Raw genomic sequence first — 11,684 nt, 5'->3', positions numbered from 1 at the left:
TTGGCCGGTCCCGAACATCTGCGGAGGTCCCATGTCCCGCTCACTGCGTGAGGTCGTCTTCGTCGACGGCGTGCGCACCCCCTTCGGCAAGGCCGGCCCGAAGGGCATCTACGCCGAGACCCGCGCCGACGACCTCGTCGTCCGCGTGATCCGCGAGCTGCTGCGCCGCAACCCCGCCCTGCCGGCCGACCGCGTGGACGAGGTGGCCATCGCCGCCACGACCCAGATCGGCGACCAGGGCCTGACGCTGGGCCGCACCGCGGCGCTGCTCGCCGGGCTGCCGAAGTCGGTCCCCGGCTACTCGATCGACCGCATGTGCGCCGGCGCCATGACCGCCGTGACCACCACCGCCAGCGGGATCGCCTTCGGCGCCTACGACGTGGCCATCGCCGGCGGCGTCGAGCACATGGGCCGCCACCCGATGGGTGAGGGCGCCGACCCCAACCCGCGCTTCTTCAGCGAGAAGCTCGTGGACGAGTCGGCCCTGGTCATGGGGTCGACGGCGGAGAACCTGCACGACCGCTTCCCGCACCTGACCAAGGAGCGCGCCGACGCCTTCGCGCTGGCCAGCCAGCAGAAGTACGCCAAGGCCGTCGCCAACGGGCAGATCGGCCCGGAGCTGGTGACGATGGCGACCCGCTCGGCCGAGAACGGCTGGGGCGTCGCCACCGTCGACGAGCCGCCGCGGCCGCAGACGACGCTCGAGGGCCTGGCGTCCCTCAAGACGCCGTTCCGCCCGCACGGGCACGTGACCGCCGGCAATGCCGCCGGGCTCAACGACGGCGCCACCGGCTGCCTGCTGGCCGCCGAGGACGTCGCCGAGGAGCTCGGGCTGAACATCGGCATGCGGCTGGTCGGCTACGGCTTCGTCGGCGTCGAGCCCGAGGTCATGGGCGTCGGCCCGGTGCCCTCCACCGGGCGCGCCCTGGCCCGCACCGGCCTGACGATCGAGGACATCGGGCTCTTCGAGCTCAACGAGGCCTTCGCCGTCCAGGTGCTGGCCTTCCTCGACCACTTCGGCATCGCCGACGACGACGAGCGGGTCAACCCGTGGGGCGGCGCCATCGCCGTCGGCCACCCGCTGGCCTCCTCCGGCGTGCGGCTCATGACGCAGTTGTCCCGGCAGTTCGCCGAGCGGCCCGACGTCCGCTACGGCCTCACCGCCATGTGCGTGGGCCTGGGCATGGGCGCCACCGTGATCTGGGAGAACCCGAACTGGGAGGGCAACAAGTGACCGCCGTCTTCGAGAACGAGGTCGTGACGGCCGCCAAGGTCCGTTACCTGACCCTGCCGGGGCTGTCCGGCGAGTTCGCGCTGATCACGCTGGACAACGGGCACGACCACACCCGCCCGTCGACGTTCGGCCCCGGCGGGCTGGCCTCGCTGGACGCCGCCCTGGACGAGATCGCCGCGCGCTCCCCCGCCCCCGTGGCGATCGGCGTGACCGGCAAGCCGTTCATCTTCGCGGTGGGTGCGGACCTCTCCGGCGTCCCGTCGGTGACCGACGCGGCCGCGGCCCGGGAGATCGCCGAGACCGGGCACCGGGTGTTCCGCCGGCTGAAGGACTCCCCCGTCCCGACGTTCGCCTTCGTCAACGGCGTCGCGCTGGGCGGCGGCCTGGAGCTGGCGCTGCACTGCGGCTACCGGACGATTGCGTCGACGGCGATGGTCGCCTTCCCCGAGGTCTTCCTCGGCCTGGTGCCCGGCTGGGGCGGCACGCAGCTGCTGCCGAACCTGATCGGCGTCGACCCGGCGGTCACCGTCATCGTCGAGAACGCCCTCGCGCAGAACAAGATGACCCCGGCACCCAAGGCGGCGGAGCTCGGCATCGCCGACGCCGTCCTTGAGCCCGCCGACTTCCTCGAGCGGTCGCTCGAGTGGGCCGTCGGCGTCCTCGACGGCTCGGTCCCCGTGTCGCGCCCCGAGGTCGACCCGGCCGCCTGGGACGAGGCGATCGCCCGCGCTCGCGCGATCGTGGCCGGCCGGACCCGCAACGCCTCGCCGGGCGCCGTCCGGGCCGTGGAGCTCCTCGACCTCGCCCGCGCCGGCGTGGCGGGCGACGCGTTCACCGCGGGCACCGCGGCCGAGGACGACGCCCTGACCGACCTGCTGATGAGCGACCCGCTGCGGGCCTCGCTCTACTCGTTCGACCTGGTCAACAAGCGGGCGAAGCGGCCGGCCGGCGCCCCGGACAAGTCGCTGGCGCGGAAGGTCACCAAGGTCGGCGTCGTGGGTGCCGGGCTCATGGCCTCGCAGCTGGCGATGCTGTTCGTGCGGCAGCTGAAGGTGCCGGTCGTGCTGACCGACATCGACCAGGCCCGCGTGGACAAGGGCGTGGCGTACGTGCACGGCGAGCTGGACAAGCTGGCCCAGCGCGGGCGGCTGAACCAGGACAAGCTCAACCAGCTCAAGGGCCTGGTCACCGGCTCGCTGTCCAAGGACGTCTTCGCCGACGCCGACCTCGTCATCGAGGCCGTCTTCGAGGAGATGTCGGTCAAGCAGCAGGTGTTCGCCGAGCTGGAGGCGATCGTCTCGCCCGAGTGCGTGCTGGCGACCAACACATCGGCGCTCTCGGTGACCGAGATGGCCTCCAAGCTCGAGCACCCGGAGCGCGTGGTCGGCCTGCACTTCTTCAACCCGGTGGCGGTCCTCCCGCTGCTGGAGGTGGTGCGCGCCGAGCAGACTGACGACGCCACGCTGGCCACCGCCTTCGCCGTCGGCAAGAAGCTGAAGAAGAGCTGCGTGCTGGTGGCCGACGCCCCGGCCTTCGTGGTCAACCGGCTGCTCACCCGCTTCCTCGGCGAGGTCACCTCGTCGGTGGAGCAGGGCACGCCGGTCGCCGTCGCGGACCGCGCGCTCGACCCGCTGGGCCTGCCGATGACGCCGTTCGAGCTGCTCACGCTCGTCGGCCCGCCGGTCGCGCTGCACGTGGCCGAGCGCATGCACGAGGCCTTCCCCGACCGCTTCTCCGTGGGCGAGGGCCTGCGGAAGATGGTCGAGCTGGGGAAGTCGTCGGTGTATAGCGAGCGCGGCGTCGTCGACCCGGAGCTCGAGGGCATCGACGCCGGCGACTCCCCGCTGACCGAGGACCAGGTGCGCCAGCGCGCCGTCGAGGCGCTCGCGCAGGAGATCCGGCTGATGCTGGACGAGGGCGTCGTGCAGGCCGTGCAGGACATCGACCTGTGCATGCTGCTCGGCGCCGGGTGGCCGTTCTGGCTGGGCGGCATCTCCGCCTACCTGGACCGGGCCGGCGTCTCGGAGAAGGTCACCGGCGAGCGCTTCCTGCCGCGCGGGGTGGCTTCGCTCCCCGCCTGAGCCGCCTGACCGCGACGGCCCCGCACCTCGACGAGGAGGTGCGGGGCCGTCGTCGTCCCCGCGGGTGTCGACCACCGTCCTCACCGCCGGTACGCGGACCTCGTGCTCCAGCGCGAGGCCGGTGGTCCGGCGGTGAGGACGGCGGGCGAGCACTGTCCACGTCCTCGGCCGACAGGCTCGCACGTCGCAAGGCATCCCGATCCTGGCCCGGGAGCGAGGTCCCCGACTGGGCGGATCCGTCGGTCGTCACCACCTCCGAGTGCGACGACGACGTGGCGCGGATCCTCTACCGCGCCTGTCCCCGGCTCTCGGGATGGCAACACCGAGCACTGCCGTGCGATCTCCACCTCACCGACGGGCAGGGGCGCACGGTGCTGGGCTCCATCACGTCCGAGGACGACGCCTGGCTGGACTTGCCCACGGCGGACTGCCGTCGGCTCGTAGCGGGAACCCGATGGTTGCGGCGTGTCCGCGTCCGCGACGACCGCGGGTGAACGCGCCAGCGGGCGTCAGCGGAACTTGCTGGTGAGGCTGTCCATCGTGCGGTTCACCGATGCGACCTTGATGTGCGAGAGCCCGGCGTCCGCACCGGCCGCGAGCATCGCCTCGTGCGCGGCGCGCAGGGTCGCCCAGACCGCGTCCGCGTCACCCTCGAGCGTCGTGCCCAGCGCACCGACCTCGTAGCGCAGACCGGACGCCTGGATCACCGCGATCGCGGCCTCCACGTGCGCGTGCGGGTCGTCGGCGGTCCCGGGCGGCGAGGGCGCGACCTGGATCTCGGCGATCACGCCTTGTCCGCCGGCTGGACGACGTGCTCGTCGGTCCGCTCCGCGAGCTTCGCCGACCACTCGGCGATCCGGCGGGCGACGTCCTGCTCGGTCAGCCCGGCGTCGGCCAGCACCTGACCGCGGCTGCCGTGGTCGAAGAAGTGCTGCGGCAGGCCAACCGCGCGCACGGGGACGTCGCAGTCGCGGTCCTGCAGGGCCTGGGTGAGCGTCGTCCCGACGCCCCCGGCCCGGCCGCCGTCCTCGACGGTGACCACCAGCCGGAAACCGGACGCCAGCTCCACGAGCTCGTCGGCCACCGGCAGCACCCACCGCGGGTCGACGACGGTGACCTCGATGCCGTGGTCCGCGGCGCGCTCGGCGACGGCCAGGCACATCGGGACCAGGGCGCCGACCGCGACCAGCAGCACGTCCGGCCGCTCACTGCGGCGCAGGACGTCCACCGGCCCGCGCCGCTCCAGCGCGGGGATGTCGACCGGCGGCGGCCCCTTCGGGAAGCGCACGACGGTGGGCCCGTCGGTGACCGCGACCGCCTCGCGCAGCGCCTCCCGCAGGGTCGACTCGTCCCGCGGTGCGGCGAGCCGGACGCCCGGCACCACGGAGAGGATCGACATGTCCCACATGCCGTTGTGCGAGGCGCCGTCGGTGCCGGTCACCCCGGCCCGGTCGAGGACGACGGTCACCGGCTGGCGGTGCAGCGCGACGTCCATGAGCAGCTGGTCGAAGGCCCGGTTCAGGAACGTCGAGTACACGGCCACGACCGGGTGCAGCCCGCCCATCGCCAGCCCGGCGGCGGAGGTGAGCGCGTGCTGCTCGGCGATGCCGACGTCGAAGGTGCGCTCGGGGAACCGCTCGGCGAACGCCGCCAGCCCGGTCGGGTGCAGCATCGCCGCGGTGATGGCGACGACGTCGGAGCGCTCCGCGCCGATCCGCACCAGCTCGTCGGAGAACGCCGTCGTCCAGTCGCGGGCGGCGACGGTGCTGGTGCCGCTGTCGGGGTCGAAGACCCCGGTCGCGTGCCAGGCGTCGATCTGGTCGGTCTCGGCCGGCGGGTAGCCGAAGCCCTTGGTGGTGACGGCGTGCACGATGACCGGCCGGCCGAAGGAGCGGGCGCGGCGCAGCGCCGACTCCATGACCTCGATGTCGTGCCCGTCGACCGGGCCGATGTACTTCAGGCCGAGGTCCTCGAACATGCCCTGCGGCGACAGGACGTCCTTGAGACCCTTCTTGATCGCGTGCAGGGCGTCGTAGAGGGCCGAGCCGACCACGGGCGCGCGGTGCAGCGCCTGGCGGACCTGCAGCAGCGCCTGCTCGTAGCCCGGCCGCAGCCGCAGGGTGGCCAGCGCGTCGGCGACCCCGCCGATCGTCGGCGAGTACGACCGGCCGTTGTCGTTGACCACGATGACGACGGGGCGGTCCTGGGCCGCCGCGATGTTGTTCAGCGCCTCCCAGGCCATGCCGCCGGTGAGGGCGCCGTCGCCGACCACGGCGACGACCGGGCGCTTGTCACCGCGGACGGCGAACGCCTTGGCCAGCCCGTCGGCGTAGGACAGCGATGTCGACGCGTGGCTGTTCTCCACCCAGTCGTGCTCGCTCTCCGCCCGGCTCGGGTAGCCCGACAGCCCGCCGCGCTGGCGGAGCCGCTCGAAGCCCTCGACGCGGCCGGTCAGCATCTTGTGCACGTACGCCTGGTGGCCGGTGTCGAAGACGATCGGCTCGCGCGGGGACTCGAAGACCCGGTGCAACGCGATGGTCAGCTCGACGCAGCCCAGGTTCGGGCCCAGGTGACCGCCGGTCTTGGCGACGCTGGTGACCAGCGCGTCGCGGATCTCGGCCGCCAGCACGGGCAGGTCTTCGGCTCGCAGCGCCCTGACGTCCTCAGGGCCCCGGAGCGATCGCAGGAGCGGCACGGCTCGGCGGTGTCCTCTCGGTCGGTTGGGACTGCAACGGGAACGGAGAAGCAGGCCGCGGAGCAACTGTAACCGCGCTGCGGCAGCTCTTCCGAGCCAGCGCACCCCCCGGATGCACGTCACAGCCGAGGCACCCAGCGTTCGCCGCGCAGGGCGCCGGCCACCACCTCGACGCCGCGGGCGGCCGCGGCGAGCCGGGCACCCTCGCGCTCGTAGGCGGTCATCGCCGCCTCGATCGCGTCGGCCGGAAGCTGGTCGGCCAGCTCGACGCGGACGGTCCGCCACCCCATGCGGGCCGCCTCAAGGCCGGCGGCCACGTGGTCGGCGGCGAACCGCGCGAGCAGCACGGGGTACCGGCGCAGCACCTCGTGCGCCCGGTAGTCCGGGGGCACGAGGTCGAACAGCCAGGCGACCGCCGTGCGCTCCCAGTCGGGCGCTCCCGGCGGGCGCACCTCCACGGGCCAGCCCGGCGGCACGGCGTCGTCCACGGCGGCCAGTCTGCCCCCGGGGGACGACGACGTCCGATCAGGCGCCGGACTGCCGCTTGAGCCAGAACTGCTCGAAGCCCCAGGTGCCGGCGCCGCTGGAGTGGTAGCTCACGAGCTCCCACCCCTCGGCGCCGAGGCGGTTCAGGACCGAGCTGGTGTCGCCCTGCTGGCGCTCGGACTGTCCGCCGGGCAACTTCACGCTGACCCCGGCGCGCTGCGACTCGGCATCGTTGGCGGTGATGACGGAGGCGTACTCCCACGTGGGCACCCCCAGACCGTAGCCGGTGCCGGATCGGCGACCCGGGCCCGCTCAGTCCCCGACGGTCTCCAGGAGCAGCGCGGAGAGGCGGTCGGCGATCAGCCGGTAGCCGGCGTCGTTGGGGTGGTCGTAGTCGGCCCAGATGGCCGGATCGGCCGGGTCGGTCCAGTTCTCCACCGCCGGGTCGACGAAGCGGATCCCGAGCGAGGTCGCGGCCCCGCCGATCGCGTCGTTGATGGTGTCGATCGCGGCGCGGTCGGTCGCCGGCGTGTACGGCGCGCCGATGACGAGGATCACCGTGCCGGGACCCACCGCGGCCTGCAGCCGGGAGAGGGTGTCGAGCGCCGCAGGCCCCATCGCCTGCAGGTCGCTGAGCTGGTCGTTGAGGCTGCCCTGCACGACGACGACGTCCGCGCCGATGTCCGCCGCGGCCTCGATGCGGCCGGCGAACGGAGTGCCGCGGCCGGACTGGATGTAGCCGCTGCCGCCGACGCCGAGCGCGTGGTACTCCCAGCCCAGCGTCTCACCGATGAACGTGGTGTAGCCGCGGTCGGTCTCGCTGCCGAACCCGACGGTCCAGGAGTCCCCGATGAAGGTGACGACCGGGGTGGCCGGGGCGGACGACGACGCCGCGACCGACGTCGAGGCCGCGGCGGACGACGTCGACGGCGCAGAGGTGTCCGCGGCCGACGGACGCGCCCGGGACGTCGAGGGCTCCACCGACCGGGACTCGCGGGAGCTCTGCCCGGCGGAGCCTGCCGTGCCCGCGGCCGACAGCGACGGCGAGTCCGGAGCCGCGGAGGGAGTGGCGGGCTGGTCCGTCGAGACGGTGATCAGGACCGCGAGACCGAGCAGCAGCGCGCAGGCGGCAGCGATGACCGGTACCCACCCGGCCGAACCCGCTCGCCACGCTCGCATGCAGGAAACGCTAAGGACACCGGTACGGGACTGTCACCCCGAGCCACCCGGACGAGGGGGGTGACGCCTCCGGCGGCGGGGTCAGGGCGTGACGCCGTCCAGGATCGGGTCGAGCGGATCGGTCGGCGTCTCCACCGGGAGCTCGGGAAGCGGCGACACCACCCCGGTCACGCAGTCCAGGATGCCGTCGTCGAGCTCGATGACCCCGTCGACCAGGCAGTCGGTCAGCTCCGCCACGGTGTCGATGACGCCCGCGAACAGCCCCGGGAGGCCGGGGCGCGGCTGCCCGACGGAGTCGTCGCCCGCCGTCGAGCCGGCCTCGATGTCGAGGGAGGTGTCGCCGGCCGGGTCGGGCACGCGCTCGCCGGGTGCGCCGCCACCTGCGGCCGGGGCCTCCGGCGCCACCGGCGAGGGCCCCCGCAGCGGCGGCGGCGGGCCACCGGCAGCGGGACCGGGGTCCGACCGCGGGGCCGGGGCGGCCGCGGCTGACGGCTGCTCGAGCGAGGACGGCATGTCGCCGAGGTACTGGGGCTTGTCGTCGGGGATCGCCGCGTAGCCACCGAGCGCGAGGATGGCGGCGGCTCCGAGGAAGGCAGCGGCACGGGCCATGGGCGGCACGGTACCCAGGGTGCGGCGTTTCATGTAACTGCCCTCACACAGACGACGGCGACCCCGGGACCAGCAGCGCGACGCACTCGACGTGGGCGGTCATCGGGAACGCGTCGAACCCGCGGACGGCGGACAGCTCGTACCCCGCTGCGCGGAAGACGGCGACGTCCCGCGCCAGGGCGGCCGGGTCGCAGGCGACGTACACGACCGCCCGCGCACCCGTCGCGGCCAGCAGCGCGCTGACCGCCCGCCCGGCCCCGGCCCGGGGCGGGTCCAGGACGACCACGTCGGGAGCCCCCAGGTCTCCCAGCAGCTCGGCGAGCCCCTCCGCGTCGACGTCGCCCTGCCAGACCTCCGCCTGCGGGAGATCGGCCAGGTTGGCGTCGGCGGCGGCGCACGCGCCGGCGTCGGACTCGACGCAGACCACGCGGCCCTCGCGCCCGGCGGCGGGCGCCAGGGCGCCGCCGAAGAGGCCGGCGCCGGCGTACAGATCGAGCACGGTCTCCCCCGGCCTGACGCCGGCGAACGCGGTGACCGCCTCGACGAGGGCGTCGGCGGCCGCGGGGTGCACCTGCCAGAAGCCGGTGCCCTCGACCTCCCAGTCCCGCCCGCCGGCATGCCGCTCGGCCCGGCCCACCGGCTCCTCGGGCAGGTCGCCACCGGGCCGCACGACCCGGCTCGACGTGGGGCGGCCCTGCCGGTCGAGGCGGGTCGTGGTGACCGCACCGGTGGAGTCGACGGAGACGTCGACCGCACCCGCCCCCGGCCAGCGCCGCTGCAGTGCGGCGGCCGCCGCGGGCTCGACGGTGATCGGGCAGTCCTCGAGCACGACGACGTCGTGCGAGCGGTGCCGGCGCAGGCCCGCCGCACCGGAGCGGTCGACGGCGAACCGTGCCCGCGACCGCCAGCGGAGCGGGCCACCGGGCAGCTCCTCGACGGCCACCTCGACGTCCTCGAGCCCGGCCAGGCGCGCCAGCTGCTCGCGGACCACCGCCGCCTTGAGCCGGCGCTGCTCGGCCGGGTCGACGTGCTGCCAGTCGCAGCCGCCGCACCGGCCCGGACCGCTGTAGGGGCAGGGCCGCTCGACGCGCGCGGGCGAGGCGTCGAGCACCTCGACGGCGTCGGCCCGGCAGAACCCCGGGTGGCGGTCCTCGGTGACCCGGACGACGACCCGCTCCCCCGGCAGGCCGTGCCGGACGAAGACGACCCGGCCCTCGTGCCGGGCCACGCAGTGCCCGCCGTGGGCGACGGGACCGACGGTCACCTCGAACTCGCGCCCGGTCCAGCCCAGGCCCCGCTCGGCCCGCCGTTCAGCCATAGGGAGTGGCGTCGGTCGGCTCGGTGAGCCCTCGGCGGAGGTCCCCGGGGACCGGACCTCGCCCGTTCGCCTCGCCGTCCTCCCGGCCGAGCGAGCTCTCCAGCTGCCAGGGGACGGTCGTGATCATCACCCCGGGCTGGAACTGCAGCCGGGCCCGCAGCCGCAGCGCGCTCTGGTTGTGCAGGACGTTCTCCCACCAGTGGCCGACGACGTACTGGGGCACGAAGACCACCACCAGCTCGCGGGGGCTGTCCCGGCGGATGCCCTTCACGAAGTCGACGATCGGCCGGGTGATCTCCCGGTAGGGCGACTCGACGACGGTCAGCGGGACGGGGATGTCGTAGCGCTCCCAGTCGGCCTGCAGCTGACGGGTGTCGGACTCGTCCACGTTGACGGTCAGGGCGGTGAGCGCGTCCGGCCGGGTGGCGCGGGCGAAGGCGAGCGCCCGCAGGGTCGGCTTGTGCACCTTCGACACCAGGACGACGGCGTGCACCTTGCTGGGCAGCATGCGCGCGTCGGCGTCCGGGACGAGCTGGTCCGCGACGTGCGAGTAGTGCCGGTTGATCGACTTCATCAGCAGGAAGAGGATCGGCATCGACACGATGACCAGGTAGGCGCCGTGCGTGAACTTGGTGATCACGATGATCACGAGCACGACAGTGGTCAGGCTGCCGCCGACGGTGTTGATGATCTGCGAGCGCCGCATCCGACGGCGGGCGGCCGGGTCGTCCTCGAGGCGCATCTCGCGGTTCCAGTGCCGGACCATGCCCCACTGGCCGATCGTGAAGCTGGTGAAGACGCCGATGATGTAGAGCTGGATGAGCCGGGTAACGTCGGCGTCGAAGGCCACGATGAGCAGCCCGGCGAAGCCGGCCAGCAGCAGGATCCCGTTGCTGAACACCAGCTTGTCGCCGCGGGTGTGCAGCTGCCGCGGCAGGAACCGGTCCTGCGCCAGCACCGAGCCGAGCAGCGGGAAGCCGTTGAAGGCGGTGTTCGCCGCCAGGATGAGCACCAGGGCGGTCGCGGCCTGGATGAAGTAGAAGCCGGCGGAGCCGTCCCCCCCGAACGCGGCGGCGGCGATCTGCGCGATGACCGTCCGCTGCGGTTCGGTCTCGCAGTTCGCGAAGCCCTCGAGATCGCACGGGTGCTCGACGTACTTCACGTCCGACAGCAGGGCCAGCGCCGTGACGCCGGCGAACATGGTGGCGGCGATCCCGCCCATCAGCGCCAGCGTGGTCGCCGCGTTCTTGCTCTTCGGTGGCCGGAAGGCCGGGACGCCGTTGGCGATGGCCTCGACGCCGGTCAGCGCGGTGCACCCCGACGCGAAGGCTCGGAGGGCGAAGAACAGCAGGGCCAGGCCGCCCAGCTGCTGGTACGCGGGCTCCGCCTCGACGGTGTACCGGGCGGTCTCGGCCACCAGCCCGTCGTCGGTGAAGAACCACCGGATCAGCCCGGTCACGATCATCACCGCGATGCCGCTGATGAACAGGTAGGTCGGGACCGCGAACGCCTTGCCCGACTCGCGGACGCCGCGCAGGTTGGCGGCGGCGAGGAGCGCCACCAGGCCGATCGCGATCGCGACGCGGTGCTCGTTCAGCGAGGGGAAGGCCGAGATGATGTTGTCCGTGCCGGCCGAGACGGACACCGCCACGGTCAGCACGTAGTCCACCAGCAGCGCGCTGGCCACGACCAGGGCGGCGAACTGCCCGTGGTTCTTCATCGCGACCTCGTAGTCACCGCCCCCCGAGGGATAGGCGCGCACGACCTGGCGGTAGCTGAGCACGACGGTGACCAGCAGCAGCACCACGCCGACCGCCAGCCACGGCGCCAGGTACAGGAACGCCGTCCCGGCCAGGGTCAGGACGATCAGGATTTCCTGGGTGGCGTAGGCCACCGAGGAGAGCGGGTCGCTGGCGAAGATGGGCAGCGCGTAGCGCTTGGGCAGCAGGGACTCGCCGAGGCGGTCGCTGCGCACGGCTCGTCCGAGGACGAGCCGTTTCGGGAGGTGTCCGAGGTCGGACAGGCGTGGCACGGCGGCGATGGTACGGAGCACAGGGGCCGCGCGCCGTCGCGGGCGGGCGC

The 11,684-nt window shown here is 73.6% G+C and carries 10 protein-coding genes; 2 read left to right on the top strand and 8 right to left on the bottom strand.

What is annotated here, in order from left to right:
* The first annotated feature begins 31 nt into the window (after window positions 1-31).
* Both DCS98_RS05360 and DCS98_RS05355 read left to right on the top strand, forming a co-directional pair.
* Window positions 32-1,234: a thiolase family protein gene (locus DCS98_RS05360; RefSeq protein ID WP_116450336.1), complete on the top strand. Its 1,203-nt coding sequence runs from the start codon at window positions 32-34 to the stop codon at window positions 1,232-1,234.
* Window positions 1,231-3,315: a 3-hydroxyacyl-CoA dehydrogenase NAD-binding domain-containing protein gene (locus tag DCS98_RS05355; RefSeq protein ID WP_116450335.1), complete on the top strand. Its 2,085-nt coding sequence runs from the start codon at window positions 1,231-1,233 to the stop codon at window positions 3,313-3,315. The genes DCS98_RS05360 and DCS98_RS05355 overlap by 4 nt, the downstream gene beginning before the upstream one ends.
* 509 nt (window positions 3,316-3,824) lie before the next feature.
* On the opposite strand, the gene DCS98_RS05345 is transcribed toward DCS98_RS05355, so the two are convergent.
* From DCS98_RS05345 to DCS98_RS05310, 8 genes are all read right to left on the bottom strand, one after another.
* Complete coding sequence (locus tag DCS98_RS05345) at window positions 3,825-4,103, bottom strand: thiamine-binding protein (RefSeq protein ID WP_116450333.1); 279 nt, start codon at window positions 4,101-4,103, stop codon at window positions 3,825-3,827.
* On the bottom strand, window positions 4,100-6,010 hold the full coding sequence (gene dxs, locus DCS98_RS05340) for a 1-deoxy-D-xylulose-5-phosphate synthase (RefSeq protein ID WP_116450332.1): 1,911 nt from the start codon (window positions 6,008-6,010) through the stop codon (window positions 4,100-4,102). The genes DCS98_RS05345 and dxs overlap by 4 nt, the downstream gene beginning before the upstream one ends.
* Before the next feature lie 119 nt (window positions 6,011-6,129).
* Window positions 6,130-6,498 (bottom strand): hypothetical protein, encoded by a 369-nt coding sequence (locus DCS98_RS05335; RefSeq protein ID WP_116450331.1) that lies wholly within the window; start codon window positions 6,496-6,498, stop codon window positions 6,130-6,132.
* A 37-nt stretch (window positions 6,499-6,535) separates the two neighbouring features.
* Window positions 6,536-6,766: a DUF4177 domain-containing protein gene (locus DCS98_RS05330; protein ID WP_116450330.1), complete on the bottom strand. Its 231-nt coding sequence runs from the start codon at window positions 6,764-6,766 to the stop codon at window positions 6,536-6,538.
* 42 nt (window positions 6,767-6,808) lie between these two features.
* On the bottom strand, window positions 6,809-7,675 hold the full coding sequence (locus DCS98_RS05325) for an SGNH/GDSL hydrolase family protein (protein ID WP_116450329.1): 867 nt from the start codon (window positions 7,673-7,675) through the stop codon (window positions 6,809-6,811).
* Between the two features lie 81 nt (window positions 7,676-7,756).
* Entirely contained in the window at window positions 7,757-8,284 is a 528-nt protein-coding gene (locus DCS98_RS05320; RefSeq protein WP_116450328.1) for a hypothetical protein, read from the bottom strand.
* Between the two features lie 43 nt (window positions 8,285-8,327).
* A complete protein-coding gene (locus tag DCS98_RS05315; protein ID WP_116450327.1) occupies window positions 8,328-9,602 on the bottom strand; it encodes a class I SAM-dependent RNA methyltransferase in 1,275 nt (424 codons plus the stop codon).
* On the bottom strand, window positions 9,595-11,577 hold the full coding sequence (locus DCS98_RS05310) for an APC family permease (protein WP_241037207.1): 1,983 nt from the start codon (window positions 11,575-11,577) through the stop codon (window positions 9,595-9,597). Before DCS98_RS05310 ends, DCS98_RS05315 begins: the two co-directional genes overlap by 8 nt.
* Window positions 11,578-11,684: the final 107 nt, after the last annotated feature.

Origin of the sequence: Blastococcus litoris, assembly GCF_003075095.1 — a bacterium.
In the GTDB taxonomy this organism is placed as follows: Bacteria; Actinomycetota; Actinomycetes; order Mycobacteriales; family Geodermatophilaceae; genus Blastococcus_B; species Blastococcus_B litoris.
Note: the sequence above shows the minus strand (reverse complement) of the source record. Positions and strands in the feature narration are given on the sequence as shown.

Coding starts and splice junctions, on each gene's coding strand:
- DCS98_RS05360 (WP_116450336.1), top strand. CDS start 32: ATGTCCCGCTCACTGCGTGAGGTCGTCTTCGTCGACGGCGTGCGCACC.
- DCS98_RS05325 (WP_116450329.1), bottom strand. CDS start 7,675: ATGCGAGCGTGGCGAGCGGGTTCGGCCGGGTGGGTACCGGTCATCGCT.
- DCS98_RS05320 (WP_116450328.1), bottom strand. CDS start 8,284: ATGGCCCGTGCCGCTGCCTTCCTCGGAGCCGCCGCCATCCTCGCGCTC.
- DCS98_RS05315 (WP_116450327.1), bottom strand. CDS start 9,602: ATGGCTGAACGGCGGGCCGAGCGGGGCCTGGGCTGGACCGGGCGCGAG.